Consider the following 26,156-nt stretch of genomic DNA (forward strand, 5'->3'; position numbering starts at 1 on the left):
CTATGGACCTAAATTACCTTCCTGAGCGTATCAAAGCGCACAAATCGGCACTGGTAAATATCGTAACGCCACCTGTCTGTACCGAGCGTGCAGAGGCATACACTCGTGCTTATCAAGCAAACGAAGACAAACCTGTGATTGTCCAACGTGCGCTAGCACTGCAAGAGCATTTACGCACTCGTACTATTTGGATTAAACACGATGAGTTGATCGTCGGTAACCAAGCGAGCAAAGTGCGTGCTGCGCCTATTTTCCCGGAATACACTGTACGTTGGATTGAAGCGGAAATTGATGAGCTAGCCGACCGCCCTGGTGCAGGCTTTGCTGTCACTGAAGAAGATAAGCAAAGCATTCACAGCATCACACCGTACTGGCGCGGTAAAACCGTTCAAGACCGTTGTTATGGCTTGTTCACTGATGAGCAGCAAGAAATCTTAGCCAGCACCATCATTAAAGCTGAAGGCAACATGACTTCGGGTGACGCGCACCTTGCCGTGGATAACGAGAAAATCTTGAAGCTAGGGATGAACGGTTTGCTAGAGGATGTTCGTCAGCACCGTGCTAACAATGATGTTTCGACCTTTGAAGGCTTGAAGAAAGAGCAGTTCTACAAATCGGTCGAAATTGTACTGCTTGCCATTCAAGACCACATGGTGAGCTACGCTGAATTGGCGGCAAAAATGGCGCTAGAAGAGACGCGTCCGCTACGCAAAGCTGAGTTAGAAAGCATTGCGGCAAACTGTCGTCATGTCGCGAGCCACGCACCAGAAAACTTCTGGCAAGCACTGCAATTGAGCTACTTCGTTCAGTTGATGCTACAAATCGAATCGAACGGTCACTCGGTTTCTTTCGGTCGTATGGACCAGTTCCTCAACGAGTTTTATGTTCGCGATATCGAAAACGGCGCGATCGAAAAAGACTTTGCACTAGAGCTTTTACAAAGCTGCTGGTTGAAGTTGCTTGAAGTTAACAAGATTCGCTCTGGTGCGCACTCGAAAGCATCGGCAGGTTCTCCGCTGTATCAAAACGTGTGTATCGGCGGTCAGAAGTTGAATGAAAAGGGTGATCCAGAAGACGCAGTGAATCCACTTTCTTGGGCGATTCTAGAATCTTGTGGTCAGTTACGTTCGACGCAACCTAACTTGAGTGTGCGTTACCATGAAGGTTTGAACCAAGAATTCCTGATGGGTTGTATCGAAGTGATTAAATGCGGCTTCGGTATGCCAGCGTTCAACAACGATGAGATTGTCATCCCTGAATTCATCAAGCTTGGCGTAGAGAAAGAAGATGCTTACAACTACGCCTCTATCGGCTGTATCGAGACGGCGGTTCCGGGCAAATGGGGTTACCGTTGTACGGGCATGAGCTTCATTAACTTCGCTCGTATCTTGCTCGCTTCATTGAACGAAGGTGTGGATGCAACAACGGGTAAAGCTTTCTTGCCGCACGATAAGTCATTAGCAAAAGGCAACTTTGAGAACTTTGAGCAAGTAACGGCTTCTTGGGCAGAGCAAATCCGCTACTACACCCGCAAATCGATTGAGATTGATACAGTCGTCGACAGCGTACTTGAACAGCAAGCTCAAGACATCTTCTGTTCAACGCTAGTGGATGACTGTTTGGCTCGCGGTAAAACCGTGAAAGAAGGCGGCGCGAAATACGATTGGGTATCTGGTTTGCAAGTCGGTATCGCAAACTTGGGTAACAGCCTAGCTGCAATCAAACACCTTGTTTTCGATGATGCGCAAATCACCCAACCAGAGTTGGCAAAAGCATTGGCAGAAGATTTCGACGGCATGGAGAACGAACAGCTTCGCCAACGTCTTATCAACTTTGCACCAAAATACGGTAACGATGATGACGCGGTAGACCAACTACTGGCAGACGCTTACCAAGTGTACATTGATGAGCTAGAGCAGTTCGTTAATACGCGTCATGGGCGTGGTCCAATTGGCGGCGGTTACTACGCAGGTACATCAAGTATCTCGGCAAACGTCCCATTTGGCGCTTCAACCATGGCAACGCCAGACGGTCGTAAAGCGAAAACGCCATTAGCAGAAGGTGCAAGCCCGTCGTCTGGCTCAGACCGTTTAGGTCCAACGGCAGTGTATAACTCAGTGGGTAAGATCCAAGCGAATAAGATCTTGGGTGGCGTGCTGCTTAACCAGAAATTAAGTCCGGCAGCGGTTGAGTCTGAAGGGGATAAGCTCAAGCTTTCTATGTTGATTCGTACCTTCTTCAACCACCACAAAGGCTGGCATGTTCAGTACAACATCGTTTCTCGTGAGACCTTGCTAGCTGCGAAGAAGAACCCAGAGCAATATCGTGATCTTGTTGTACGAGTTGCAGGCTACTCAGCGTTTTTCACCGCGCTATCACCAGATGCGCAAGACGACATCATCGCACGTACTGAGCACGAGCTGTAAGTACACTGATTAACTAAAACAAAAGGCACCGATTGGTGCCTTTGGTTTGAATACTTAATCCGCAAATGACTATACCTGAACGCATTAAAGCTTGTGCAAAATGGTCACGCATTTCTTCGTGACGTTGTCGTACTCTTTCGTCATGTAAGCGGTAGTGATCGCGCCCTCTTTCATGATGCAAATGGCATCGAGTAATGAAGCGTTTTCTGATTTGAGATAGCGTTGAATTAGCTCTCTGACTTGCTGTTTATGGTAGCGGCAATACGTTGCGATCTCGCCACTGTCGTCACTGAATTCCGCGGACGTATTGATGAAAAAGCAACCGCGAAACTCGCCCAACTTTTCTTCAGAGCCATGAAACCAGCCGTTGAGTGCTGTAAATAACTGATCGATCACCTCCGCGCACGTTTGTGCTGAAGAAAGCTTTTCCTCCAACCATTCCATAAATACTTGGTGGCGTTGTTCTAATGCGGCGATGATAAGCGCTTCTTTGCTCTCAAAATGGTTATATAGCGTGCGTTTAGCCACGCCGGAAACATTGAGGACTTCATTGATGCCAATAGAGTTGATGCCTTGTTTATAAAACAGTGACAAAGCTGTGTCGATCAATAACTGTTTCTTTTTGTTCATAACTACGTCCTCAAAAAGTTCCATAAATACATATTGACAAAGGTAGACAGATTTGTCTATTTTATTTTGTAGACAATTCGGTCTACTTTTGAGGTATTTATGAATAATTTAATTTTATCGTTGGTTGCCGGGCTTGGCGCTACGTTGGCTATTGGCGTATTGTCCTACGCCGAGGTATCTCTTACTGAGGTAGTACTTCTCATGGCGCCATTTGGTGCTACGGCGGTGTTGGTGTTTGGGGTGCCTAGCAGCCCTCTCGCTCAACCAAAAAACGTTATCATTGGTCACTTCATTACGGCATCTATCGGTATTGCGTTTAGCCAGTATGTTGACGTCACGCCGGTCACGCTCGCGATTGCGACGGGGCTAGGTGTTTCTGCGATGCTGATTACGAAGACCACTCATCCACCTGCGGGTGCAAATCCAATTTTGATCATGGCGTCTGGGCAGGGATGGAGTTTTCTCTTCACGCCTGTCCTGATTGGCGCGGTAGTGATTGTTCTGGTCGGTAAAGGGTTACAGTTGCTACAAAATCAGTACCTAAACCCTCGACTGAATGGTCAGAAGACCTAGTCGGATTGTAGTTAGAGCCGCGAAAGGGAGTGATCTCTTTTGCGGTTTTATCTTTTGTCGGTTTGCAAAAACAAAATCTGATTCTCTCTTGGTATTCAGTCGTATACATCAACATGGTAGTTAAATTGGTACAATGCGATGAACAGAATCCACCCTAAGAAACTATTGCACAGTAAATGGACGGCAATTTCACCTAAAAACAAAGAGAAGCATTTTGTCGTGACGGAAATGGAACTAGATGAAGATGGTAACGTTGTGAGATGTGTCATCGAGGCAGTCATGAGTAAACGCGACCGAGAGATGAACTGGCAAGACCTAAAAGACTCTGAGCAATGGATGCAAGGGTGGAAGTGAGTGACGCTTCGTTGTTGGGCGAATCAAGCAGAAACGTGCGTTGCGAGTAGGCAAAAGTGGTGCTATCTGATACGTTGATAATTCGTTCTAACGCCCACTCAAAGGATTAATTATGATTGATTTCGACAATTCCTCTGTATTTAAGCTTAAGCCGATTGACGTTTCTAATGCCAGAGAAGACTTCCTTAAGTTCTTGATTGATGGTGAGACTATTTTCGCTGCTTTTAAAACAGTTCGTGACCAAGTGGTGTTTACGAACAAGCGAGTGATAGCGGCAAATGTGCAAGGGATTACCGGCTCAAAAGTGGATTACACTTCTTTGCCTTACAGTAAGATCAATGCATTTTCTATCGAGACCTCTGGTACTTTTGATTTGGATTGTGAAATCGAGTTCTTCATGAGTGAGGTGGGAAGAGTGCGTTTTGAAATTAAAGGCTCGTTTGATTTGATTTCTTTCAACCGTATGGTTAGTGAGTATGTACTAGGTTAAGGGGTTAGAAATGAGAGCTTCGCTGAGAGACAAAATTATAGAGGTCTGTGACAAAAAGATCGCGAGTAAAGGTGAATTGGTTGGTCTCTCATTTTATGCGTTTTTCGCTAATAAAAATGACGACCCAGAGCTGTTGATGGAAGCGGCTACGTGGTGGATTCAGACTCATCAGCTCGACCACTTCGAAAAAGCAGTAAAAATAAAATCAATGGTCGAGTCGGGGAGCTAAATTAAAAAAAAGAAGTAAAGAAAGCAGACAAATGCTAATAACGTTGCGGACAAAACAGGGTAGATAATGTAAGAGTCCTGCTTGTTGGTTCGTTGAAAACATAGCGAAACAAGTAAGACGTTATAAACAACAAGTAACAAGCTGATCATGGTTCCGCTGTTTAGTGTCATACTTGATAGCTGAGTTAAGAAAAACGCCAATAAAAGGTAATCGAAGACAATGAGCCATAAAAAGGCTTTCTTCAGTAAGTCGCTTTTTCTTTTTTCGGATGATGTTATGTGCATATAGAACTCAACTAAAAAGTCACAGTAACAGAGGCTTTGGTTAGAGAGGTCACCATCAGAGTGGTGACCTTTTAAGATTATAATTCTTGAATTTTTACTTCGCTGGTGGCGGTATCGCCGGAGTAATTGATGACTTCTTGACGAATGACTGGTTGGTTAAATTTAGCCTTATCTTTCGCTTTTTGCAGTTCACTTTCTTGGTGGTTGCCAAAAAGGGTTTCAAGCACTTTAGCGGCAGGAGTCGTTAAAACAAACAGCTCAATACGACGGTTTTCGCTAGAATCTGGCTCATCAGGATTAAGCAGCGCTCTATCTGACATACCCGTTACCTGCATTACTCTATCGTCCGGCATACCGCCTTCAACTAACGTATTTCTTGCTACGTCTGCTCGAGAGGCTGATAACGCCCAGTTAGATTGACGACCAAAACGCTTTTTAAATGGAATTGCATCTGTGTGTCCGCTGATGATCAGAGGGTTGTTAACACGATGAAATACAGGTGCTAGTGCGAGCAGTAAATCTTCAAAAAAAGGAGTAAGTTCTGCACCACCACGGCTGAACATATGCTGTTTGTAATCATCTTGAAGGACGATACGCAAACCTTGTGGTGTCACCGTGACGTTTACATTTCCCTGCGCATTAATTTGGGCAGTCATTTGCTCAATTACTTTTGCTAGTGCGGCAAGTTGCTCTTGAGTATCGAAGTTACCAGGAATCAAAGAATCAATTTCTGGTCCATCCCCATCACCTTTAAAGTAAGAGCTTACTACATGGTTGGAGTTGTGTTTACTTGGCACAGAAGAGTCCTGTGCCAAGTCGATAGGAGAAATACTTTGTGACGTATCAAATGGGTTGCCGTAACTCTTGTCGAATACGCTTGAACTATGCAAGTGGGCAACAATCGCTTTACGCTCTTCTTTGTCTACCACCTGCATAACCCAAAGTACAAGAAACAGCGCCATTAGGGCGATCATGAAGTCAGCAAACGCGACTTTCCACGCGCCGCCATGAGACGACTCATCATGGCTGTATACTTTGGCACGTTTGAACACTACATGCTCTTGTTTTTGCATTATCCCTCCTGTTCAGCTAACCACTTCTCCATTTGGTTGAATGTTGGTTTGATGTCTAGCTGAATATGTTTACGACCAGCGTCAATGGCGAGCAATGTCGGCTTTTTCGCTACGTAGGCAACCAAGGTTGCACGAACGCACTCAAAAGCAGTCATATTACGTTTTACTCGCTGAGCCATGGCGTTACTTAGTGGATCTAAGCCACAGTAACAACCGAAAATACCAATGAATGTACCAACGAGAGCTGCCGCAACGTGATAACCAATCATAGCGATTGAGCCATCAATAGCTTGCATGGTGATAATGATGCCACCAACTGCTGCAAGAATACCGAAGCCAGGTAGTGCTTCAGCTGTACGCTGTAGTGAGCGTGAAGGTAAAAGCATTTCGTTCTGTATTGCTTCGATTTCTTGCTCTAGCAGTCCCTCTAATTCATGAGGCGACATCTGTCCCATTGCCATTAAACGTAAATTGTCAGTAATGAAAGAAATTAGGCGATGATCTTCTGCGATCGTCGGGTAAGCGAGGAACATAGAGCTTTGCTCCGGAGCCTCAATATGAGAATCCAGAAACTTGTATCCGCGGTTTCTCGCTGTCTCTAGCAAGTTGTTGAGTAGTGCCATTAATTCCATGTAGTACTCATGCTCTTCTGTTGGACCTTTAATGGTCGCTGGCACTTGGCGACGCATTTCTTTCAGTACATGAGGCGGATTACCGATGATCAAAGAACCAGCAGCGGCGCCAATAATGATAAGGAATTCGGCTGGCTGCCAGATAGCACCTAAGCTACCACCGGCCCACATATATCCACCGAAGACGCACACCAGGATAGTGAGCACTCCAAAAAACTTTTGCATCTTGTGACTCCTAAGAGGACATTAATTGGTTGAGTTGTTTCAGCGCTTGTTTGTGAAGCTGACATATACGAGGTGGTGTCAGATCCAATACCAGAGCTATTTCGTGTAAGTTGAGTTCATGTTGATAGAACAGAGTCAGGAGCAGTTGATCGCGCTTAGGTAATTTACCCAAAGCACTGTCTAAACTACGACGAATATGTTCATGTTCCATGCCATCGTATTGCCCGCCAATGTAGCTATCACCGCTGCTCTCCATCAGTTGGTCAAGGCTTTGCATCTCGCCTGCGAGAGCGGCATTTTGGCGGTTGTAATAATCTTGCTCATTCGTCCCTAAAGCCTGGATGATTTCGGCATCCGTTGGCATTCGACCTAACGTTCGAGTGAGATCTCGAGTCACGTCGTTGAGCTCGTGGGCTTGTTGACGAGTCTTACGTGAACGCCAATCTAGTCGGCGTAATTCGTCTAAAATAGCTCCCCGAACTCGACAAACGGCGAAAGCAGGAAAGTGAGGATCGTCAACATCGCCATATCGGCGTCCAGCCTCCACTAGAGCGATAAGGCCTATCTGCTGCATATCTTCAATACTACAGTGAGAAGTGGCATGAACGCGCAGCTGGTTAACTACGCGTTTTACCATGACCTGATGACGTTGTAGCAATGCGTTTTCATCAATTGGTCGTGACGGTGTTGTCACTTCCTCTTCTGTGGTGTAAGTGTCTTGTACATTCATGTCTAACATGGTTGTGCTCCGTTATTGCACAACATATTTAGTCAACAAAACATCGTCGATTTCTCGGACGATGTCTGTTTTAGCAAAAGCGAGTAGAAGCGTTTGCTTCACTTCGTCTTGCAGAATATCGATGGCACCCGCTTGCTGTAACTGATCAAACGTTTTGTCGCTAAACAGTTTTAATAGAGAGTTTTGTACCATAGGCATGTATTCATCGATCTCTTTGATACGCTCTGGGCGGCGTGTCTCAATTGCCAGTTCTAGCATCACAAAGTGAGTCTGTTTCTTGCCTTTAACGGTCAAAACGACTTTGTCCAAAGGATGGAAGCTAGGACCTTTGTTTGTCGGTTGTTCTGTGACCAAAAAAGACAGTGGAGAGTCTTCGATCAGTGAACCAGAGTCAGGTGACTCTTGAGCGTGTTTGTTTAAGTACCAGATTCCGCCCATAATTGTGACGGCCGAAACGAGGGCACTGGTGATGATCATGGCGATAAACAGGGCGATCATTTGTTGTTTGGTCATAACCTTTTTCCTCGAAGATTCACTAAGCTTGAGTGCTTAGCCAGTGTTCTGAATAGTTAGTTGTTGTCGTGGTTTGGAATGCACCAGATTCTCGTGCGGCGAAAATATTGGCGTCTTCTTCGTTTGCATGTGGGTCATTTCGACCTTGGTTTTGATCAGAGCCAACATTGACATCGACATGAACGAAGTTTTGCTCTTGTAACTCAGTACGCAATCGTTCCGAAACTTGCATTAAAGCTTCTCGTGTTGCTGCGGTATTGGCGTTGATGTGGACACTCAATCGGTCACCTTCAACACGTACAAGTAAATCCAGTTTCCCCAAGTCTGGTGGGTCTAGGCGGATTTTTGCTTCTTGTACATTTTGTTGAGCTTGGAGCGTCACGCGATCATGTAAAACTTGCATCATTTGCTCCCCCCACTTTCCGGCAGTGGTATCAACACGCACCGCTGCCCACTCAGAGCCTTGAGCTTGAACATGACTCGTCGCAACCGGTGAATGTGCAGGTTGTGTTGTAGGAGCTTGTGCTTGAAGTAGAGATGCGGTTGGTTGGCCTTGAACAGGTTGATTCAAAAGAGTTTGAAACTCAGCACCGGAGATAGGCAAACGCGAACTCGATGAAGTCGGCAGACTTTGCTTCACATCTTGTTTTGATGATGTGTTTAACATAGCGTTAGACGAATCTTGAGTAACAGACTTAACTTCGCTCGCAGTCATTAAAGATGACGCTTTTCCTAGTTTCTCAGCCTGCTTCTCTGCCATGGTAATCATACCCTGGGTTAAAGCTTGAGCTTGCGCTGCAAGATCAGTCGATTCTGTTAACCCTGGTGTACTGGTCAAGCTGGCATCCGGATCTGAAGCTGAGCGGTCATCAGTATCAAAACCATGACTTTGTACTTTGTTTGCGCTGTTCAAAGTAGAGGCCGTAAGGTGAAAACTCGGTACCGCTGACGCAGAGTTAAAGTTTTGCTCACCATTCTGCTTGTTCCCTGATTTAAAACCATGAGAAAAGCCGTGTACCGAGTTCGCTTGCTTGATGTGACCCTCATTGTTAGCTGGCGAATTACCCGAGTGCTGAGTTGAAGAAGGTATGATCATTGAGTTAGCTCCATGGTCATTGCTAATTGATAGGCCATAGCGCGTTCTTGATGGTCATTGACCATGTTCATCTCTTTTTTCAACTCGTTGGTCGACTTCTCTAATACTGCGAAAGCATTAGCGTGCACTGTTTTCGCTCGCTGGATTTCAGGGGCAAGCTTAGGATCTTTCAAAAAAGGCTTGTGACTGATCAAAAGCTCTCGCAACTGCAAGTCGTACCGCTTGAGCGCATGCCAATCGGCCGTTTTTGCGGCGAACTGGATGAGCTGAGATAAATGACGGAATCGCTCTGGCGATACTTTATGCTTGTTGTCCAAAATTCATCCAACCTTCACGAATGTTACCCATTACACGCTCAACGTTAACCAAGCGATTTGCATCGTTTTGCACGCTAGCGTAATAAAGTTCGACTTGGCAGAAGTCATACAGCTGGCGTAGGTTTTCCGCAATTTCACCGCCGTTTTCATCATCTAAAGCACTTGTTAGTCCAATCAAGATGTTCATGCATTTGTTGATTCCATTCCCTTTCTCAGCCAAACGATTTGCGGCTAGGTGGCCGCGAATACGTTCAACTTCATCGAGTAGGCCATCGATTAACATGATGACTAATTGGTGTGGATTTGCTGCTGCCGCTTGAGCGTCGAGATCGACTTGTTGGTACGAATCGTAACCAGAATCCATAAGCATGAATATTTCTCCTAAATTTGGAACCAAATGTCTTATTTTTGAGCATTAAACATGGACATGGTTTGGTTCATTTGGGTCATAATTGAATTCATTTGAGTGAATTGTTTGAGATAGCGGTTGTACGACATTTCGTACTTACGCTCTAAATTGGTTTGTTTATCTTTGATTCGGTCTAAGCTTGACTGTATTGCGTCTTTACGCGTGCTGAAGGTACCTGATGAGAACTTCAAGAAAGGTTCTACCATCGCGTCAAGAGAATCTAGCAAAGCGTCATCCCCATTAAACAACGCCTCTAAGCCTGCGCTGTTTGTTTGTTGAGCTTCTTTGAACTTTTCTTGATCAACTTTCATTTTACCGTTGCGGTCTAGGCTCACGCCGATTTCGCTTAGGCGCATACCATTGTGTTCACCTCGGATTAACCCCGTTAACTGACTCTCAATAGAACGCAATGTCGAGTCGCTAGCGAGCACGCCGCGTTTCTGATCTTCACCGCCAATTTGGGTGTACTGATCGATTGTCGAAACAAGGGCATTGTAGGTTTCCACAAACTTATCTAGTTGTTCTTTAGTGCCTTCGCTATCAGCTCCAATTTTTAAACCGATTGGAGAATCTCCCGCGGCTTGCGGTTTAGATACGGTAATGTCAACACCGTCGATGACACCTTCAAAAGTATTACTTGCGTTGGTTAGTTTCAGGCCTGAGTCTTTTGCACCTAGCCACATAACCGCATCTTGCGGAGCGTTGATTTGCTTGAGGTTGGTGAAGGCGTCTTCAAACCACGCTTGGCCAGTACCCGATGCAGATACGTTGATCTTATTTTCGACACCAGTCTCAGTGCTCGATAGCATAAAGTGTGTTTGACCATTCGAGCGAACTAGAGTGGCGTTAACGCCAGGGTTGTCCGTGTGATTGTTAATCGCACTGGCTAAATCGCTGATCGTTGCAGTGCCGTCACCATTAACATCAACGGAGGACAAGTCTAGAGTCATTGTTTCACCGTTGATGGTGAATTCTAAAGATCCAGTAGTTGGTACTTCTGTCGTCGCCTCAAGGTCTGCAGGCATTCCTGTAGATACTTGATGCGCCGTTGCCACTTTTTCTACAAAAATCTGATAGTTACCCGTTAGCGCTTTAGCATCCGCGTTTGCAGTAAAGTTACCTTCTTGAGAGAGTGTCGCACTGTTTTTGATGATGCTGTTTGTGCTGTTATTCATCTCTTTCATTGCAGTACGAAAATCACGTAGTGCGCTTTCAACTTTATTAAAAGCTGACAGTTGTGACTGGTACACATTAGCTTGCGCTTGGTAACGGTTTTTGAATGGGTTTGTGTCCAATTGTGCGAATTGGGTTGCCATTTTTACTGGGTCTAAAGAACTCATGAGGTGTGCTCCTCTCATCTCTTATTGGCTTGAATACTTTGAATGCTACGCCTTAGTTTAATTATCATTGGCAAGATGCGTGCCGTATATTAAATTCAATTAAAACAAAGGTTTAAAGCTATTTTGTTTTCTTGGGAGGAAGTGGTGTTTCCACCTTGTTTGTTCCGCCTTCCTCCATGGAAAAAGTAATTTCCTTATAAGAAAAGGCGACCTAAACAAAGAAAATATTTAATTGTATTGACGGTTCTAATTAGGAGAGATGTTTTAATTAGACGTTATATTCAGCCTTTACTTCAGCTTGATTCAGATAATTCTTACAGAGTGCATTAATTGCGTTCTGATATTATTTTTGATAGTGCGATGTGCAAGTGTTCTCACTAAAAATTAAATTTTTTACGTTTCAAAGAATGTCAGTTATGAATGAATTTGCGTTACGATTGATGAAATGTGCTCGTGCATATGAAGAGTTCATTAACAAAAAACTATTAAGTAAACAGAGCATCAATTCTGATGAGATAGCTAGTATCTTAAAGGAAGCTAAGTTCAATTTTCCTGAACTTAGAGATAGTAAAATAGGAAGTAAATTAGAGACGATAGAATTAGAACTGTTTAATAAGGTTTTATTCAATATTATGTTGAAGTTCGGATTCAGAGTGCCTGAATCTCACAAAGATAATACGAGCTCTATTTATATTCGTAGATAAAAATAAAGCCTTCCATAGGAAGGCTTTATAATTAAGACGATTTAAATTAAGCGCACTATTAACTAAGTAATTAGCGTAGTAGTGACATTGCCATGCTTGGAAGCTGGTTAGTTTGAGACAGAACAGTTGTACCTGCTTGCATCAACATTTGGTTCTTAGTCATGTTTGAAGACTCTACTGCAAAGTCTGTATCCATGATACGACCTTTAGATGCTGTAACGTTTTCTACCATGTTACCAAGGTTAGCCATAGTGTGCTCAAGACGGTTGATGTTCGCACCGAAGTCTGCACGAGAGCTACCAATTTTTTCTACTAGACCGTCAGCGCCGCTGATTTTGTCTAGTGCTGCTTTTGCTTTAGTCGCGTCATCGATACCATCTGTAATTGCTGCATCAGCAAGGATAGTAGTGATTTCACCGATACCTGCGCTTGCGCTTACAGTCAATGTTTCAGCAGAAGATGCACCGATTTGGAATGTTACGTCACCTGCACCGAAGCCGCCGCCTTTAAGAAGGTTTTGACCACCGAACTTAGTGTTGTCTACGATGTTGTTTAGTTCTGCAGTAAGCTGTGTGAACTCTTTGTTAAGAGACGCACGGTCTGTTGCACTGTTTGAACCGTTCAACGATTGTGTAGCAAGGTCGTTCATACGGTAAACGATGTTTGTCATTTCATCCATCGCACCTTCAGCAGTTTGCATCATAGAGATGCCGTCTTGTGCGTTACGCATTGCTACTGACATGCCGCGTGTTTGCGCTTCTAGACGGTTAGCAATTTGAAGACCAGCAGCGTCATCAGCAGCTGAGTTCACACGGTAGCCTGTGCTTAGACGTTCCATTGCTGTGTTTAGAAGTCCGCTTGTTGTGTTCATTGTGTTTTGAGTTACAAGCGAAGCGTAGTTAGTGTGCATTGATAAAGCCATCTTAGTCTCCTTAGTTAGTCACTATATCTTTCAGGCCTCGGGATATTCCCTTGTCACTAACTAGAGGCGGTCGGTCGGCTTTAATGATTAATTTGAAAATTAAAAAATTTCTAAAAAAGATAAAAATTGATGATTTTTAGTGATTTGTATTCCATGAAAACCGGGAAAATCATCATATAAGCCTAAATTTTTTAGTTAAGTTAAAGAAACTATTGCCCAATGATCTTGTGGTTATCCGTTATAAATAAAAAAACAGCACGAATAAATCGTGCTGTTTTAAATATAAATGGTTGAGTTTCAACTATTCCTCATCAAAAGACTGAAAGGAGAGAGAGGTTGGGATATCGCTGAAATAACCAAAATAATAACTGGCACCCAATAAACGATAGCGGTTAAGTTCCGTTTGACTCGCTACACGTCCGGCAACCCAAGTATATTTATGCTTTCTTAAGAACTTAGCAATAGGTAGGAAAGCGTGTCTTTCTTCTTTATCCTCTAGTGTGACTGACAATTTGATCATATCGGGACTAAAGTCTGCGACGCGTTCGAAGTTCACTTGCGATGTCGCGACTTCAAACCAAAGTGAATATGCATTCTCTTTTAACTTTTTGGTGAGTGTGGCGACTTTATCACGATCACATAACGTTTCATCAGCTTGAAGAGAAGGAATCACATGTTGAAAAGCAGAAGAGTGGAATTGAATCGTCTGTTCGAGAAAATAAACCCCAGGCTCCCAAAGTAATGCATCCACGCGAATCGGCACGACAACATTACTAATCAAGTCGTGATGAAAGGCTTCTAACTGAAATTGTGTTTGTCTTAGTGCAAGGTAAAGACTGAACAAATCCAGGCAGTACTGCATTTGTTCAGAGAGTTTGAATTGATAGACACTTTGTTCTCCACGCATACCAAATCTCAACGTCAGGTGTTGGAATTCTACTTCCCCTGATTGAGCTTCCCTAATTGCTTGGCATGCGTGTTGGACATCATTGTGTTTTAAAGCATCAAAGACTAATTGATCGTCATCCGTGACGATGTGTTGTACTGCGAGACCAACCAAATGTTCGTACATCGCATGTGTTGAAATAAGATTAACCAAGGTTTCCTACCACATTGATTTGTTTGTTTTCTGGGATTTCGTTGTAAGACAATACTGCCAGCCCTTGTGTAAATGTGCGAGCGTAACGCGCTAGAAGAGGGCGCAGCTGTGGCATAACGAGAAGGATCGGAGGTAGCCCCTGTTGTTTAAGCTGTTGTCTAATCAATGGCAAGTTTTGTTGGAACTGACCAAGAATGTTTGGCTCAATTGGGAAGCTATCTAGTGTTACCGTACCAGAAGATTGTGCTTGTTGCAGTGAAGTTAGTAGCATTTGTTCTAGCTCATCAGACAGTGCGTAGACATTTAACTCGTTCTTTTGTCCTGCAATTAAGTTAACAAGCGTACGCTTTAGTGCACAGCGCACATCAGATGCAAGTAGGATCGGGTCCTTTGTATTTTCCGCGGATTCCAACATTGTGTTGGCAATCGTGCGAATATCTTTTAGTGGCACTTGGTCCAATAAAAGCTGACGATATACTTTCAGCTGCTGCGCTGGATTAAGTGCTGCTGCTAATGCTTCTGCTAGTTTCGGGGCTTGTTGTGTCAAACGCTGGGTTATTGCTTCCACATCGTCGTGCGTAAACAATTCTGCAAGGTTTGTCTTCATGATTTTACTAATATGAGTGGCAATAACAGTGCCATCATCGACAACTTGGTAACCCATATTAAGTGCTTTTGCTTTATCTTGATGCTCAATCCATACAGCTGGCAACTGATAAGCAGGATCGCTACCCAAAATGCCATCTACCTCACCGTAAGTTTCGCCAACCGCTATCGCCATTAAACGCTCTGGTTCAATAAAGCCTTGCTCAATGACTTCGCCATTTAGAGAAATTGTGTATTGGTTTGGCTTGAGGCTCAGGTTGTCACGAATACGAACTTCAGGTAATAAAAAGCCAACTTGTTCAGAAAGGTTTCGACGCACACCGCGAATTCGTTGTGATAAAGGTGCCCCTTGTTCTTTGTTGACTAGATGGACGAGTCGGTAACCAAGCGCAAGTGATAATGTTTGGACGTGAGGAATATCATCCCATGTCAGCGGTGTATCATCGTCTTGCATTGCTTGTGAAAGTGCTTCGACCTCTTCAATCTGGGAGTCTTGCACTGGCTTCTTGATTTGACGCCACCCTGCGAACGCTAATGCGCCAGCAAACGCAAAAAAGGCTAGGTGTGGCATACCCGGTACCATACCGATTACCGCCATAATACCTGCGACAGTAAATAGCGTTGCAGGAGTTGCCAGTAATTGCTTTTGCATGGTTTCCGACATGCCATTATCGCTATCATTAATTCGCGTAACGATAATCGCGGCAGCCGTTGCCAATAGTAGTGAAGGAATTTGAGCAACTAGACCATCACCGATTGTGAGTAGGGCATAAGTTTTAAAGGCGTCAGACGCAGCGAGTCCATGCTCGAAGACACCAATACTGATACCACCAATGATATTGATAAACAGAATCAACAAACCTGCGATGGCATCGCCACGCACAAACTTTGATGCACCATCCATCGAACCATGAAAATCGGCTTCGTTGGCGACTTCTTTACGGCGTAAGCGAGCCGTTTCCTGATCGATAAGGCCAGCGTTTAAGTCGGCATCAATTGCCATTTGTTTGCCTGGTAAAGCATCCAACGTAAAGCGGGCTGAAACCTCAGAAATACGTTCACCACCTTTGGTGATTACGACGAAGTTGATGATCATCAAGATGACGAAAACCACCATACCAACGACGTAGTTACCGCCAATGACGACTTCGCCGAATGCTTGAATGACCTTACCCGCTGCGTCACCACCATTATGTCCTTCTAGGAGTACAATTCGCGTAGAAGCCACGTTCAATGTGAGACGTAATAATGTTGCGACCAGCAAAATAGTTGGAAAAACAGAGAAATCTAATGGTCGCTTTGCGGTTGTGCTGACCAGCAATACTAGGATTGCTAAGACGATATTAAAGGTAAACAGCGCATCCAGTAGCAGAGGAGGCAAAGGAAGAATCACCATTGCTAATATCATTAGCAAGACGATTGGAATGCCAACGTAGCCTTTGGTTGATGTTTGAAGTTGTTTTAACCGGTTAAGCATACTTTCGTGTCCTTGGATAAACGCGGGTTAATCAGTGCTGCAAATGTTTTGGAATCGAAAAATGAGGTAAAGGAATTGGCTCTTTTCCCTCACCTTTACGAAAGGCTTTCAATTGCAAAACGTAAGTAAGAATATGTGCCACTGCGATGTACAGTTGGCTTGGGATTGCTTGTTCAATCGCCGTCGTGTGATAAATCGAACGGGTAAGTGGCGGGGAGTTAATGATTTCCACTTTGTTTTCTCGGGCGATACGTTGAATGTGCATAGCAGTTTCGTCTACGCCTTTTGCGACGACAAAGGGCGCGTCAGAAAGCGAAGGCTCGTATTTCAGTGCGACTGCGTAGTGCGTTGGGTTTGTGATGATCACGTCAGCCGTCGGCACCATTTTATCGATCTTACGGCGCGCAAACTGTTGCTGTATTTGACGAATACGTTGTTTTACTTCCGGACGACCTTCATTATTTTTAAATTCCTCTTTCAATTCTTGTTTCGTCATGCGGAGTTCTTTTAGGTGTTCCCAACGCTGATAAGGAATGTCGATAACCCCAAATAACAACAATGCAAAGCCCATTAAGAGTAAGCCTTCAAACAGAATTGACATTACTAGAGAAAAACCTTGGCTGAGTGGGAGGTTTTGCATGCCAAGTAATGGCTGTAAGTGGTTGTCTAAATAGCCATATAAGATGCCGAAGATCACGGCTACTTTGAACGTCGACTTTAAGAGCTCAACCACTGAGCGGGTCGAAAAAATGCGCTTTATCCCGCTCAAAGGATTAATTTTGCTGAGCTTTGGCATCACGTTCGCGGGACGGAACATCCAGCCGCCTAGCACAAGGCTACTACCACAGGTCACGATAATAATGACGGTAAACAATGGTAATAGCATGTCGATGATGACTGCTAAACTTTGTCCCAATTGCTCGACAAGTTGTTTAGGATTTTCTAGGTCGGCTCGCGTCAGCATCATGTTGTAGCGAAAGATCCCCGACATGCTTTCCCAAATACTATTAAGCTGAGAGTAAAAGTAGAGCGCCACCGCTAGAAATATAACCGCAGTAGTAAACTCTTTCGCGCGAGGAATTTGTCCTTCCTGGCGGGCTTTCTTTACCTTCTGCGGTGAGGCTTTTTCAGTTTTGTCTTGAGAAGATTGATCGCTCATGCTCCCCCCAACATAAAGTTACTCAAGTGTCTAATGGTGTCGTGAACGAGCGCCGTGTAGCGACCAGGAACACCAGAAACTGAGATTAATACGCTGAATAGACCCAGCAGCATCGTCATAGGAAAACCTAACGCATAGACATTAAGTGATGGTGCGGCTCGGTTCATTACACCAAAACTGATGTTGGCTAGAAGCATGGAAACAATAGCGGGTAAAGCCAAAGCTAGTGAAGAGGCAAACATCCAACCGAAAATATTGACAACACCTTGCAGAGAAAGCGATGTGATACCAGATCCGACTGGCCAAACAACAAAGCTTTGAATCACGATATCTATGACGAGTAAGTGTCCTTCTAGCGCAAGAAACAACAAGGTTGAGAAAATCAGAAATATGCGTCCCAAAATGGCGACAGAAAGCCCGTTAATAGGATCATTCATCATCGCCATACCTAAGCCCATTTGCAGAGAAATCACCTGACCAAGCATGGTGAAAACGTTAAAGAGCATGTGCAAAATTAACCCAAACATTACCCCCCAAATAGCTTGCTCAAAAGCAAGGAACAGGGAAGTCATAGAGAATAATTCGACTTGTGGCATGGGTGGCATTAACGGTCCAGTAATGACAACGATCGAGAGGGCCAGTAAAGTACGAACCCAAACAGGAATAATTGCATCACCAAAGAAAGGCATTGAAATAAATACGGCTCCCACACGAAAAAACGGCCACCAGAGTTGACCGAGTATCGCCGAGAGCTCTGCAAATGTGATGGCCATTAGCCAATCATCCCTGGTATGTTGTGGAACAAGAAATCAAACAGTTCCATGATCTTACGGAGCATCCAGTGACCTGCAAAAATCACCATTAATAAGGTAACGAGCAAACGTGGCAAAAAGCTGAGTGTTTGCTCGTTGATTTGTGTGGCAGCCTGAAATACGGCGATACACAAACCGACAATTAAGCCTGGAACAACCAATACGGCAACCATCAAAATGATCAGCCATACTGCATCGGAAAATAACGTTACGGTTAGTTCTGGGGTCATAACTGCTCCTAGTTAACCGAAGCTGGCAGATAAGGTGCCAACTGTCATTGCCCAACCATCCACGAGTACAAATACCACCAACTTAAAGGGAAGTGAGACAATTAAAGGTGATAGCATCATCATACCCATTGCCATCAGGACACTGGCGACAACCAAGTCGATGACCAAAAACGGGATGAAAAGCATAAAACCAATTTGGAAGGCGGTTTTCAGTTCACTAATGACAAATGCAGGCAAGACAACGGCAAATGAAATATCCTCAACGTTTTGGTCGAGAGGCTCATTGGCAATACGTAACATTTGTTCAAGAGAGCTTTGGTGCGTCTGTGCCAACATGAACTCTCTCACTGGTTTCTCTGCAACAGAAAAAGCCTGTATTAGCGTGATTTCGCCGTTGTCGTATGGCTGAAACGCATTTTCATAAATATCGCTCCAGACAGGGCGCATAATCAGTAACGTCAATGCGAGAGCGATCCCGACCAACACTCTATTAGGTGGGCTTTGTTGAAGACCAAGAGCTTGGCGCAAAATCGCAAGGACAACGACAATTCGAGTAAAGCTCGTCGCCATCAAAATAAATGCTGGAAGAAAACTGAGCGCCGTCATCAACAACAGAATTTGCAGTTTAACGCTGTATTCTTGTTGTGTGTCGCCATCAGAAACGGACAAGATAGTTAAGCCGTTGTCAGCCGCCATTGTTGGGAAAGCAAACAAAAGTGACACCAATACCAAAAGAGGTAACCAACGGTGCCAAGCGCTCAGATTTTTCATTGTGATGCCTACCTAAGATTATTGACCAACGCCACTCAATGCAGAGTCATGTACATCGATCAGACGAAGTCCATACTTATCATTGACAACGACAACTTCAGCGTGGCCCATAAGAGAACCGTTTACTTTCACGTCTAAAGGCTCGCCATTGAGCTTTTCCAACTCGATAACCGTGCCTTCACCCGCTTTCATTAAGTCCCCAAGTGGGATCTCCTTACTCGCAACTTCCAGCGTGACTGTGACAGGAATGCTTTTGAAAAAGCTAAGGTCACGTTCCGCAGTGGCTGGTTCTTGTTGGAGCGTATCTTCGGCTTCAAAGTCTTCTAATTGAAAATCATCAAAGTTCAGTTCTTCTGCGTCGAATGCATTAGTTTCTAGCGCTTCGCTCATCGCTGCGGTTCCTTATCAGGGTTAAAGATCAAAACAAGTTGGCCGTCTTGCTCGGCAATACGACCTGTAAATAGAGATTGGTTGCCAATGCTTACTGGAACCGTGTTAAGAAGCTCAATAGGTAAAATATCGTTGGGTTGTAAGCCAACCACATCACTTAAAGGCATCTTCTTTTTACTTAGAACAACGTTCAGTCGAACGGGGGTCGTCTCTAAAGAACGACAGAAAGGTTGAAACAAATCGGTATCAGGCTGCAGTTCAAGCTGCTCGATCAGCGTTTGAATAAGATGACCATCTAGCTTGAGATGAATTGAGCCTTGATGATCGTCAAACGCAATGTTTAATTGAACGTTAATGCCAATTCCTCTAGGGGTCTCATACTCACCCGTGTCCCACATTTCACCAGGAGCAAGCCAACCGATGATGATTCGACTGATGCGCTCTTGTAAACGTAAGTCACTGGCCGTCAGAGTAGCGGCTGAACGCTCTGCACTTGCACCATAAAATCTATCAGCCAACTTTATTAGCGTGTGAGGGTTACCATGGATGAATACCATGCCGCCTTCCTGATGTTGATAGGTCGACGTTTGCTCTTTGTCCATCTCAACCGATGTAAAGCGGTGCAAGTCTACTGAGGTTAAGCTAGCTTCCACTTTTCCTGTGCTGAGCCAATTTTGTAATTCAGTCGTAAGGTTTGAGCAAGATTCTGAAATTAAATTATCGAGCTTCTCACGAATGATATGAATAGGTTTGCCTAATAATTCTACATCAAGTAGTTGACTATCAGAAATAGGCTCGCTAACTCTATTTTCCATTTATATTTTACCGTGCGTTAACAATCGAAAGTGTTTTAACTTAATGGCGTGTAGTCTACACAGAAATTTTAATGATCTTTTAGCTCCAAACTCTAAGATTGTGACTTTAGTTCACATGTTGCTTTGTTCATATAGTCATAATCTTTTAATGAAATTTAAAAAGAGTTAGTTTTCTTTATAAATCGCTTAATAAATAAAATAACAATGTTGAGCGTTTTAGTTGTTATAGATTTTTTAAATTGCCTTTATGGCGTAACAACAACTTCAAATAAATAAACTATAAGATACTGTTTTTTATGCTTAAAGCTTCCGACGGAGGCTAAGCGTGCTCTCTTGAGCGTTTTGTAAACAATTTTAATATTCAGAATAGGTAATTAAAATGATTAGCTATGCCAGTTCTCTCGGCTTGGTGGCATATTTAATTAAACGGTTTAAGTCATGGGAATGTAAGATATACATGAATCATGTCCGTTTGATAATTTGTAACACAATTATTGTTATCAGTTTTATTTTTTCAAAAGTGTCATATTCAGAAGAAGTCTTAACAATCCCTATGGACCTCTCTAAATGGACATATGAGGGAAATAAATTCAAATGCAACTTGTTGCAATCAAATAATGACTATGGGAAGTTTTATTTCCTAGCGGAACCTAATAATAAATTCTATTTTATTTCCGATATAGAATATGAAAACAATAAATGGAAAACGATTGCTTTAACAACTCAAAATGCTCCTTGGAGTGATGAGCTTTATAGAAAAGAATTTGGCTCCCTTGAATTTACTAAGCCGTCTCAGCGTTTCATCTTTAATAAAGGCGCTGAAGAATTCATGGATTCAATTGCTTCGGGTAGTTGGGTGACGCTGTCACTTAAAGGAAGTAATGCTTCCTCTATTTCAGAGATTGTGATTCCTACTCTTCAAATTCAAAACGCATTGAAATCATTTAATGCGTGTCGCGCGCGATTGCCTAAATTGTCTTTTTCAGAGGCAAGGGATATGGCGCTCTCATTTGAGTTTGGTCAGAAGACGTTAAGTCGTGGACAGAAAGCAACACTAGAAGCGCTGTATAGCTATGTATCTGTGGATGATCGAGTGACCAAAATCCTCATCGACGGTCACACCGATAACGTTGGTTCAAGTTTAACGAACCTTTCTGTGTCACGTACTCGAGCAGAGCAAGTCACCAACGCTTTGATTGAGCTTGGGGTCGACGAGTCGATGATCGAAACACGAGCTCATGGTTCGCGTTACCCAATTGCCAGCAATAACTCGGTTAATGGCCAAGCAAAAAACCGACGTGTCACCCTGCGTTTAGTGAGGGACAACGAGTATACGGCTACGAAACACTACCCAGATCTACAATCACAAAATCAACAAACGAAAGTTAAGGTTCAATGATGACGAAAACGAAAATTTTGTTGGTTGAGCCAAATGAAGCTCTTGCTCAACCAGTATTGGATGTGTTGCAAAATGCAGGTTACACCGCGAAACACACTCGTACTGGTCGAGGCGCTTTGCTTGAAGAGCGAGCAGAAATCACTTTAGTGAGCTCTACGCTGCCGGATATGTGTGTTCGTGAGTTTGTCGCGTGTCACCAAAAGCAGCGAAATTCGGGTGTTGTTATTGCGATTGTCGACCAAGAACAAGGCATCTTGGCTGCTGAGACGATGAAAGCGGGCGCTACTGATTATCTATTACGCCCATTTGAATCTAATCAGTTGGTTAATCTGCTTAAACGTGTTGAAGCGTTAGGTAAGCCAATGGCCAACATTGTTGCGGAGTCTTGGAGAAGCAAACAAGTTCTGCAATTGGCGCATCGTGCAGCATGTACTAACGCGAGTGTGCTTATTACAGGTGAATCGGGAACGGGTAAAGAAGTGCTGGCGCGATATGTGCATGAGCACTCTCCGCGTATCAATGGTCCATTTGTGGCGGTTAACTGTGCCGCCATTCCAGAGTCAATGTTAGAGGCTGTGCTATTCGGTCATGTAAAAGGCGCGTTCACCGGAGCGACAAATTCTCAAAGCGGTAAGTTTGAAGAAGCAAATGGCGGGACGATTCTGCTTGATGAGATTGGTGAAATGTCACCTGCGGTTCAAGCTAAATTGTTACGCGTCCTTCAAGAGCGTGAAGTAGAACGTGTTGGTAGCCATAAAGCCGTTCAGCTCGATATTCGTGTTATTGCGGCAACCAACAAAGACTTACGTGAGGAAGTTCAAAAAGGCACGTTCCGTGAAGATCTTTATTATCGATTAGATGTGCTGCCTCTGCACTGGCCGCCTTTGCGTGAAAGAAAAGAGGACATTCTACCGATTAGCCAATTCTTTATTGAAAAGTATCAAGATAGCAGCCGCTGTCACCTATCCCAAGATGCGATTAGTGCGCTGAGTCAGTATCACTGGCCGGGCAATATTCGTGAGTTGGAAAATGTCATTCAACGCGCTTTGGTCATGCGTCATGGTGATTACATTACAGCCCATGACCTGATGCTGCCTATTGAGCTTGTCGCGTCAGTTCCTACAGCAGAGCCAACTTCAAGTTTTGGTCATGTAGAAGCGAAGAAGCAAGCTGAATATCAGTTTATTTTGGAAAAGTTACGTCAGTTTGGTGGAAACCGAACGAAAACCGCAAACGCGCTTGGAGTCTCTACTCGAGCGCTACGCTACAAGCTCGCAGCAATGCGAGAACATGGTATTGATTTACAGTCGGCACTAGGCTCGGCTGCCTAATAGGAGAAAAAATAGATGGCAAGTCAACCTACTCATGCGGTCTCGGCAGAGCAACTTATGTTGTCAAAAATGCAGGCGATGCAGGCACAAGTGCAGCCGCCAGAGTTTATCGTGAGTGCAAATCCTTTAGATCAACAATCACTAAACGCACCTTTATCGTTCTCACAAGCGATGACAAATGTGTTGGATACAGTGAATCAACATCAATCAGTGGCTAGTCAAAAAATGACGGCCGTAGAAACAGGAAAAAGTGATGACCTAGTTGGTGCAATGGTCGCGAGCCAAAAAGCCAGCTTGTCCTTTAATGCTTTGATGCAAGTGCGCAACAAAGTCGTGACCTCATTTGAAGATATTATGAAGATGCCGGTGTAATTCATGTCAGAACTAACCCCCCAAGTCGCCGGAAACACAGCTATGGCTACCGGCACAGCACAGACATTTTCTACTGCCAATGGCATGGACGATGTGACAACGAAGCTGAAGCAAATCTGGTCTAGCAGTCAGAGAAACTTAGTGCTATCTGCGGTGTTAGCTGCGATTGTTGCAGCGATTATTGTGGTTGCACTATGGAGTTCCTCGCAGAGCTTTCGTCCGCTTTATAGCCAACAAGAGCGTTTTGATATCGGCGAAATTGTGTCGGTATTAGAAAGCGAAGGCGTAAGCTACCGCATGCAAGAGCAAAATGGACAAGTTCTTGTACCAGAAGGTGAGGTTGCGAAGGTACGCATGTTGCTTGCATCAAAAGGTGTTAAAGCGAAGCTGCCGACAGGTTTGGATTCGCTCAAGGAAGATAGCTCTCTTGGTACGAGCCAATTTATGGAAACGGCGCGTTATCGTCATGGTTTAGAAGGTGAGTTAGTACGTACTATCATGTCTTTGAACTCAGTAGCGAACGCGCGTGTTCATTTAGCAATACCTCGTCAAACTCTATTCGTCCGCCAAAACAGTGAGAATCCATCAGCATCTGTCATGCTTGAGCTCAAACCTGGTGAAGACTTAAAGCCTGAACAAGTCGAAGCGATCATTAACCTAGTGGTCGGTAGTGTCACGGCAATGAAGCCAGAATTTGTTTCTGTCATTGACCAGTATGGCCGTCTTCTTAGTGCGGATGTCGCTTCTGCGGAAGCCGGCAAAGTAAACGCGAAATATCTTGAATACCAGAAGAGTGTTGAAAAACAGATCATCCAACGCGCAGCAGATATGCTTACGCCGATTGTGGGGCCGAGTAACTTCCGCGTACAAGTCGCTGCCGATCTGGACTTTAGCCAAGTTGAAGAAACACAAGAAATTTTGGATAACGCGCCGGTTGTGCGTAATGAGCACACCATTCATAACAACTCGGTTGATCAAATTGCGTTGGGTGTTCCAGGTTCTCTAAGTAACCAACCGCCAGTGACAGGATCTGGTGAAGTGGAAACGAACGATAGCCAAAACACGAATGCGCGATCTGAAGTGAATCGTCAATATGCTGTAGGTAGTAGTGTTCGTCGTACTCAATACCAACAAGGCCAAATAGAAAAGCTTAGTGTCTCGGTTTTGTTGAACTCGAAAGCTTCGCCAGATGGTGTGGCGTGGAGTGAAGCCGATAAAGAGCAAATCTCAAACATGATCATGGATGCTGTTGGTATCTCTGCCACACGAGGTGACAGCTTAAGTTTAATGAGTTTCAACTTCACCCCAATTGAAATTGATGCTCCTCCTGCACTGCCGTGGTGGCAAGACCCTACAGTACAGCAGCCAATACGCTACGTTATTGGTGGCTTGTTAGGCTTGGCGATGATCTTCTTCGTACTGCGTCCATTAATCATGCACCTAACTGGCGTTGATAAACCTGTGCCTGAGCTAAATTTTGCTGAGCCTCAGGAAGAGCCTGACTACGAAAACTTGCAAACGCGTGAAGAGCGCGAGCATGAAGAAGTACTTGATCGCCGCCTATCTGAAAAAGGCATCTCAGCCTCTTCAGGTTTAGATGTAAACAGCGACATGCTACCACCAGCAGGTTCGCCATTAGAAATTCAATTGAAACACCTACAGCTTATTGCTAATGAAGAGCCAGAGCGCGTAGCCGAAATACTGAAACAATGGGTAAACATCAATGAACACAGTTCTATCAAAGCAGACGCTTAGTTATGTTGAACAAACCGCGCTCGTGCTATTAGGCATGGGCGAGGATGCCGCAGCGAAGGTTTTGCAACACTTTAGCCGTGATGAAACCCAGCGTGTGACTCGTGCAATGGCGAAGTTAAATGGCATTAAGAGCGATTCTGCTCGTGGTGTTATTCAAGCTTTCTTCGAAGATTTCCGTGAGCACAGCGGTATTCGAGGAGCCTCTAAGGAATACCTATCTAATACATTGCGTAAAGCATTGGGTAACGATTTGGCAAAAGGGTTATTAAATACCTTATATGGCGATGAAATTCGCAACAATATGCAGCGCTTACAGTGGGTGGAAGCAGAAACTCTCGCTCGTTTCATTGTGAACGAGCACCCACAAATGCAAGCAATTTTTCTAGCGTATTTGCCAGCAGATAGCTCTTCAGCGGTATTGAAGCACTTGCCACAAGATTACCATGACGAAATCTTGTTCCGTATTGCTCAATTGCAAGATATCGATCATCAAGTTGCCGTTGATTTGCATGAACTCGTTGAGCGTTGCATCGAAAAAGTATCCGCAAGTCAAAGCACGCCGTTATCAGGTGTTAAGCAAGCAGCAGATATCATTAACCGCTTTGAAGGTGACCGTGGTTCATTGATGGAAATGCTGAAGTTGCATGATGAAGATGTTGTTAATGCAATCGAAGAAAACATGTTCGACTTTATGGTTCTTGGCCGACAACGCGAAGAAACCATGGACATGTTGGTGCAGCAAATCCCGCTAGAGTTGTGGGCAGTCGCGCTAAAAGGTTCCGATATTACCTTACAGCAAGCTATTAAGCGTTCAATGCCGCAACGTATGGTGAAAGCGCTAGAAGATGACATGGACGCACGCGGCGCTGTTGCGTTAAGTCGAGTTCAAAAAGCACGTCAAGACATCATGCAAATGGTACGTGAGCTGGATGAATCTGGTGAAGTTCAGCTGCTTCTCTATGAAGAGCCAACGGTGGAGTAAGG

At 44.2% G+C, this 26,156-nt stretch carries 30 protein-coding genes; 11 read left to right on the forward strand and 19 right to left on the reverse strand.

Annotated features, from left to right (window positions below; all coding sequences use genetic code 11):
• Positions 1–2 precede the first annotated feature (2 nt).
• Positions 3–2,426 carry a formate C-acetyltransferase/glycerol dehydratase family glycyl radical enzyme gene (locus R7O03_RS02785; RefSeq protein WP_170889964.1) on the forward strand — a complete coding sequence of 808 codons (2,424 nt, stop codon included), beginning with the start codon at positions 3–5 and terminating at the stop codon, positions 2,424–2,426.
• A gap of 84 nt (positions 2,427–2,510) precedes the next feature.
• Here the strand turns inward: R7O03_RS02785 and R7O03_RS02790 are convergent, their stop codons facing one another.
• Entirely contained in the window at positions 2,511–3,056 is a 546-nt protein-coding gene (locus tag R7O03_RS02790; protein ID WP_042521682.1) for a TetR/AcrR family transcriptional regulator, read from the reverse strand.
• A 99-nt stretch (positions 3,057–3,155) separates the two neighbouring features.
• On the opposite strand from R7O03_RS02790, the gene R7O03_RS02795 reads away from it, so the two are divergent.
• From R7O03_RS02795 to R7O03_RS02810, 4 genes are all read left to right on the forward strand, one after another.
• Entirely contained in the window at positions 3,156–3,629 is a 474-nt protein-coding gene (locus R7O03_RS02795; RefSeq protein WP_064354938.1) for an HPP family protein, read from the forward strand.
• Positions 3,630–3,767: 138 nt separating this feature from the next.
• Complete coding sequence (locus R7O03_RS02800; RefSeq protein WP_005374999.1) at positions 3,768–3,983, forward strand: TIGR02450 family Trp-rich protein; 216 nt, start codon at positions 3,768–3,770, stop codon at positions 3,981–3,983.
• A 112-nt stretch (positions 3,984–4,095) separates the two neighbouring features.
• Positions 4,096–4,473: a PH domain-containing protein gene (locus R7O03_RS02805; protein ID WP_005386881.1), complete on the forward strand. Its 378-nt coding sequence runs from the start codon at positions 4,096–4,098 to the stop codon at positions 4,471–4,473.
• A gap of 10 nt (positions 4,474–4,483) precedes the next feature.
• Positions 4,484–4,702, forward strand: coding sequence for a DUF6500 family protein (locus R7O03_RS02810; RefSeq protein WP_017634431.1), 219 nt, complete (start codon positions 4,484–4,486; stop codon positions 4,700–4,702).
• On the opposite strand, the gene R7O03_RS02815 is transcribed toward R7O03_RS02810, so the two are convergent.
• The 9 genes from R7O03_RS02815 to fliD all read right to left on the reverse strand — a co-directional run bounded on the left by R7O03_RS02815 (position 4,699) and on the right by fliD (position 11,330).
• Positions 4,699–4,986, reverse strand: a complete 288-nt coding sequence (locus R7O03_RS02815; protein ID WP_005375002.1) for a hypothetical protein — start codon at positions 4,984–4,986, stop codon at positions 4,699–4,701. The two genes, R7O03_RS02810 and R7O03_RS02815, sit on opposite strands and share 4 nt — an antisense overlap.
• Positions 4,987–5,063: 77 nt before the next feature.
• Positions 5,064–6,059 (reverse strand): flagellar motor protein MotB, encoded by a 996-nt coding sequence (locus tag R7O03_RS02820; RefSeq protein WP_318131441.1) that lies wholly within the window; start codon positions 6,057–6,059, stop codon positions 5,064–5,066.
• Positions 6,059–6,916: a flagellar motor stator protein MotA gene (motA, locus tag R7O03_RS02825; RefSeq protein WP_005375006.1), complete on the reverse strand. Its 858-nt coding sequence runs from the start codon at positions 6,914–6,916 to the stop codon at positions 6,059–6,061. The genes R7O03_RS02820 and motA overlap by 1 nt, the downstream gene beginning before the upstream one ends.
• Before the next feature lie 10 nt (positions 6,917–6,926).
• The gene (locus R7O03_RS02830) at positions 6,927–7,655 is read right to left on the reverse strand and encodes a FliA/WhiG family RNA polymerase sigma factor (protein ID WP_005375008.1); all 729 of its coding nucleotides are present in this window, start codon (positions 7,653–7,655) and stop codon (positions 6,927–6,929) included.
• A 12-nt stretch (positions 7,656–7,667) separates the two neighbouring features.
• The gene (fliL, locus tag R7O03_RS02835; protein ID WP_239939042.1) at positions 7,668–8,168 is read right to left on the reverse strand and encodes a flagellar basal body-associated protein FliL; all 501 of its coding nucleotides are present in this window, start codon (positions 8,166–8,168) and stop codon (positions 7,668–7,670) included.
• Positions 8,169–8,190: 22 nt separating this feature from the next.
• Positions 8,191–9,264 carry a flagellar hook-length control protein FliK gene (locus R7O03_RS02840; RefSeq protein ID WP_239939043.1) on the reverse strand — a complete coding sequence of 358 codons (1,074 nt, stop codon included), beginning with the start codon at positions 9,262–9,264 and terminating at the stop codon, positions 8,191–8,193.
• Positions 9,261–9,581, reverse strand: a complete 321-nt coding sequence (locus R7O03_RS02845) for a hypothetical protein (protein ID WP_005375013.1) — start codon at positions 9,579–9,581, stop codon at positions 9,261–9,263. Before R7O03_RS02845 ends, R7O03_RS02840 begins: the two co-directional genes overlap by 4 nt.
• On the reverse strand, positions 9,565–9,951 hold the full coding sequence (gene fliS, locus R7O03_RS02850) for a flagellar export chaperone FliS (protein WP_005375014.1): 387 nt from the start codon (positions 9,949–9,951) through the stop codon (positions 9,565–9,567). Before fliS ends, R7O03_RS02845 begins: the two co-directional genes overlap by 17 nt.
• 32 nt (positions 9,952–9,983) lie before the next feature.
• On the reverse strand, positions 9,984–11,330 hold the full coding sequence (fliD, locus tag R7O03_RS02855; protein WP_005375015.1) for a flagellar filament capping protein FliD: 1,347 nt from the start codon (positions 11,328–11,330) through the stop codon (positions 9,984–9,986).
• A 416-nt stretch (positions 11,331–11,746) separates the two neighbouring features.
• Between fliD and R7O03_RS02860 the strand changes: the two genes are divergently transcribed.
• The gene (locus R7O03_RS02860) at positions 11,747–12,034 is read left to right on the forward strand and encodes a hypothetical protein (RefSeq protein WP_005375016.1); all 288 of its coding nucleotides are present in this window, start codon (positions 11,747–11,749) and stop codon (positions 12,032–12,034) included.
• Positions 12,035–12,104: 70 nt separating this feature from the next.
• Here the strand turns inward: R7O03_RS02860 and lafA are convergent, their stop codons facing one another.
• The 9 genes from lafA to R7O03_RS02905 form a co-directional block, all read right to left on the reverse strand.
• Positions 12,105–12,956 carry a lateral flagellin LafA gene (gene lafA, locus R7O03_RS02865; RefSeq protein ID WP_005375019.1) on the reverse strand — a complete coding sequence of 284 codons (852 nt, stop codon included), beginning with the start codon at positions 12,954–12,956 and terminating at the stop codon, positions 12,105–12,107.
• A 301-nt stretch (positions 12,957–13,257) separates the two neighbouring features.
• Positions 13,258–14,028, reverse strand: a complete 771-nt coding sequence (locus R7O03_RS02870) for an EAL domain-containing protein (RefSeq protein ID WP_005375023.1) — start codon at positions 14,026–14,028, stop codon at positions 13,258–13,260.
• Positions 14,029–14,047: 19 nt separating this feature from the next.
• Complete coding sequence (gene flhA / locus R7O03_RS02875) at positions 14,048–16,138, reverse strand: flagellar biosynthesis protein FlhA (RefSeq protein WP_239939045.1); 2,091 nt, start codon at positions 16,136–16,138, stop codon at positions 14,048–14,050.
• A gap of 31 nt (positions 16,139–16,169) precedes the next feature.
• Positions 16,170–17,297 carry a flagellar biosynthesis protein FlhB gene (gene flhB / locus R7O03_RS02880; RefSeq protein ID WP_005375025.1) on the reverse strand — a complete coding sequence of 376 codons (1,128 nt, stop codon included), beginning with the start codon at positions 17,295–17,297 and terminating at the stop codon, positions 16,170–16,172.
• Positions 17,294–18,070 carry a flagellar biosynthetic protein FliR gene (gene fliR / locus R7O03_RS02885; RefSeq protein ID WP_005375027.1) on the reverse strand — a complete coding sequence of 259 codons (777 nt, stop codon included), beginning with the start codon at positions 18,068–18,070 and terminating at the stop codon, positions 17,294–17,296. Before fliR ends, flhB begins: the two co-directional genes overlap by 4 nt.
• The gene (gene fliQ, locus R7O03_RS02890) at positions 18,070–18,339 is read right to left on the reverse strand and encodes a flagellar biosynthesis protein FliQ (RefSeq protein WP_005375036.1); all 270 of its coding nucleotides are present in this window, start codon (positions 18,337–18,339) and stop codon (positions 18,070–18,072) included. Before fliQ ends, fliR begins: the two co-directional genes overlap by 1 nt.
• Positions 18,340–18,351: 12 nt before the next feature.
• Entirely contained in the window at positions 18,352–19,110 is a 759-nt protein-coding gene (fliP, locus tag R7O03_RS02895) for a flagellar type III secretion system pore protein FliP (protein WP_005375037.1), read from the reverse strand.
• Positions 19,111–19,128: 18 nt separating this feature from the next.
• A complete protein-coding gene (gene fliN / locus R7O03_RS02900; RefSeq protein ID WP_005375038.1) occupies positions 19,129–19,500 on the reverse strand; it encodes a flagellar motor switch protein FliN in 372 nt (123 codons plus the stop codon).
• Entirely contained in the window at positions 19,497–20,315 is an 819-nt protein-coding gene (locus tag R7O03_RS02905) for a FliM/FliN family flagellar motor switch protein (protein ID WP_005375039.1), read from the reverse strand. Before R7O03_RS02905 ends, fliN begins: the two co-directional genes overlap by 4 nt.
• A gap of 379 nt (positions 20,316–20,694) precedes the next feature.
• Here R7O03_RS02905 and R7O03_RS02910 point away from each other — a divergent pair, with 379 nt between their 5' ends.
• Genes R7O03_RS02910 through R7O03_RS02930 form a run of 5 tightly spaced genes read left to right on the forward strand, consistent with a single transcriptional unit; the run spans position 20,695 to position 26,154 of the window.
• Positions 20,695–21,714 carry an OmpA family protein gene (locus R7O03_RS02910; RefSeq protein ID WP_318131443.1) on the forward strand — a complete coding sequence of 340 codons (1,020 nt, stop codon included), beginning with the start codon at positions 20,695–20,697 and terminating at the stop codon, positions 21,712–21,714.
• Entirely contained in the window at positions 21,714–23,045 is a 1,332-nt protein-coding gene (locus tag R7O03_RS02915; protein ID WP_031778880.1) for a sigma-54 interaction domain-containing protein, read from the forward strand. The genes R7O03_RS02910 and R7O03_RS02915 overlap by 1 nt, the downstream gene beginning before the upstream one ends.
• 15 nt (positions 23,046–23,060) lie before the next feature.
• Positions 23,061–23,417: a flagellar hook-basal body complex protein FliE gene (gene fliE, locus R7O03_RS02920; RefSeq protein WP_005375045.1), complete on the forward strand. Its 357-nt coding sequence runs from the start codon at positions 23,061–23,063 to the stop codon at positions 23,415–23,417.
• Between the two features lie 3 nt (positions 23,418–23,420).
• Entirely contained in the window at positions 23,421–25,172 is a 1,752-nt protein-coding gene (gene fliF / locus R7O03_RS02925) for a flagellar basal-body MS-ring/collar protein FliF (protein ID WP_005384024.1), read from the forward strand.
• Positions 25,141–26,154, forward strand: coding sequence for a flagellar motor switch protein FliG (locus R7O03_RS02930; RefSeq protein ID WP_054702013.1), 1,014 nt, complete (start codon positions 25,141–25,143; stop codon positions 26,152–26,154). The genes fliF and R7O03_RS02930 overlap by 32 nt, the downstream gene beginning before the upstream one ends.
• Positions 26,155–26,156: the final 2 nt, after the last annotated feature.

Origin of the sequence: Vibrio sp. Vb2960, from assembly GCF_033337665.1 — a bacterium.
In the GTDB taxonomy this organism is placed as follows: domain Bacteria; phylum Pseudomonadota; class Gammaproteobacteria; order Enterobacterales; family Vibrionaceae; genus Vibrio; species Vibrio alginolyticus.

Excerpts from the sequence above, each read along its gene's own strand:
- R7O03_RS02785 (WP_170889964.1), top strand. The coding sequence starts at position 3 with ATGGACCTAAATTACCTTCCTGAGCGTATCAAAGCGCACAAATCGGCA.
- R7O03_RS02790 (WP_042521682.1), bottom strand. The coding sequence starts at position 3,056 with ATGAACAAAAAGAAACAGTTATTGATCGACACAGCTTTGTCACTGTTT.
- R7O03_RS02795 (WP_064354938.1), top strand. The coding sequence starts at position 3,156 with ATGAATAATTTAATTTTATCGTTGGTTGCCGGGCTTGGCGCTACGTTG.
- R7O03_RS02800 (WP_005374999.1), top strand. The coding sequence starts at position 3,768 with ATGAACAGAATCCACCCTAAGAAACTATTGCACAGTAAATGGACGGCA.
- R7O03_RS02805 (WP_005386881.1), top strand. The coding sequence starts at position 4,096 with ATGATTGATTTCGACAATTCCTCTGTATTTAAGCTTAAGCCGATTGAC.
- R7O03_RS02810 (WP_017634431.1), top strand. The coding sequence starts at position 4,484 with ATGAGAGCTTCGCTGAGAGACAAAATTATAGAGGTCTGTGACAAAAAG.
- R7O03_RS02815 (WP_005375002.1), bottom strand. The coding sequence starts at position 4,986 with ATGCACATAACATCATCCGAAAAAAGAAAAAGCGACTTACTGAAGAAA.
- R7O03_RS02820 (WP_318131441.1), bottom strand. The coding sequence starts at position 6,059 with ATGCAAAAACAAGAGCATGTAGTGTTCAAACGTGCCAAAGTATACAGC.
- motA (WP_005375006.1), bottom strand. The coding sequence starts at position 6,916 with ATGCAAAAGTTTTTTGGAGTGCTCACTATCCTGGTGTGCGTCTTCGGT.
- R7O03_RS02830 (WP_005375008.1), bottom strand. The coding sequence starts at position 7,655 with ATGTTAGACATGAATGTACAAGACACTTACACCACAGAAGAGGAAGTG.
- fliL (WP_239939042.1), bottom strand. The coding sequence starts at position 8,168 with ATGACCAAACAACAAATGATCGCCCTGTTTATCGCCATGATCATCACC.
- R7O03_RS02840 (WP_239939043.1), bottom strand. The coding sequence starts at position 9,264 with ATGATCATACCTTCTTCAACTCAGCACTCGGGTAATTCGCCAGCTAAC.
- fliS (WP_005375014.1), bottom strand. The coding sequence starts at position 9,951 with ATGCTTATGGATTCTGGTTACGATTCGTACCAACAAGTCGATCTCGAC.
- fliD (WP_005375015.1), bottom strand. The coding sequence starts at position 11,330 with ATGAGTTCTTTAGACCCAGTAAAAATGGCAACCCAATTCGCACAATTG.
- R7O03_RS02860 (WP_005375016.1), top strand. The coding sequence starts at position 11,747 with ATGAATGAATTTGCGTTACGATTGATGAAATGTGCTCGTGCATATGAA.
- lafA (WP_005375019.1), bottom strand. The coding sequence starts at position 12,956 with ATGGCTTTATCAATGCACACTAACTACGCTTCGCTTGTAACTCAAAAC.
- R7O03_RS02870 (WP_005375023.1), bottom strand. The coding sequence starts at position 14,028 with ATGTACGAACATTTGGTTGGTCTCGCAGTACAACACATCGTCACGGAT.
- flhA (WP_239939045.1), bottom strand. The coding sequence starts at position 16,138 with ATGCTTAACCGGTTAAAACAACTTCAAACATCAACCAAAGGCTACGTT.
- flhB (WP_005375025.1), bottom strand. The coding sequence starts at position 17,297 with ATGAGCGATCAATCTTCTCAAGACAAAACTGAAAAAGCCTCACCGCAG.
- fliR (WP_005375027.1), bottom strand. The coding sequence starts at position 18,070 with ATGGCCATCACATTTGCAGAGCTCTCGGCGATACTCGGTCAACTCTGG.
- fliQ (WP_005375036.1), bottom strand. The coding sequence starts at position 18,339 with ATGACCCCAGAACTAACCGTAACGTTATTTTCCGATGCAGTATGGCTG.
- fliP (WP_005375037.1), bottom strand. The coding sequence starts at position 19,110 with ATGAAAAATCTGAGCGCTTGGCACCGTTGGTTACCTCTTTTGGTATTG.
- fliN (WP_005375038.1), bottom strand. The coding sequence starts at position 19,500 with ATGAGCGAAGCGCTAGAAACTAATGCATTCGACGCAGAAGAACTGAAC.
- R7O03_RS02905 (WP_005375039.1), bottom strand. The coding sequence starts at position 20,315 with ATGGAAAATAGAGTTAGCGAGCCTATTTCTGATAGTCAACTACTTGAT.
- R7O03_RS02910 (WP_318131443.1), top strand. The coding sequence starts at position 20,695 with ATGATTAGCTATGCCAGTTCTCTCGGCTTGGTGGCATATTTAATTAAA.
- R7O03_RS02915 (WP_031778880.1), top strand. The coding sequence starts at position 21,714 with ATGACGAAAACGAAAATTTTGTTGGTTGAGCCAAATGAAGCTCTTGCT.
- fliE (WP_005375045.1), top strand. The coding sequence starts at position 23,061 with ATGGCAAGTCAACCTACTCATGCGGTCTCGGCAGAGCAACTTATGTTG.
- fliF (WP_005384024.1), top strand. The coding sequence starts at position 23,421 with ATGTCAGAACTAACCCCCCAAGTCGCCGGAAACACAGCTATGGCTACC.
- R7O03_RS02930 (WP_054702013.1), top strand. The coding sequence starts at position 25,141 with ATGAACACAGTTCTATCAAAGCAGACGCTTAGTTATGTTGAACAAACC.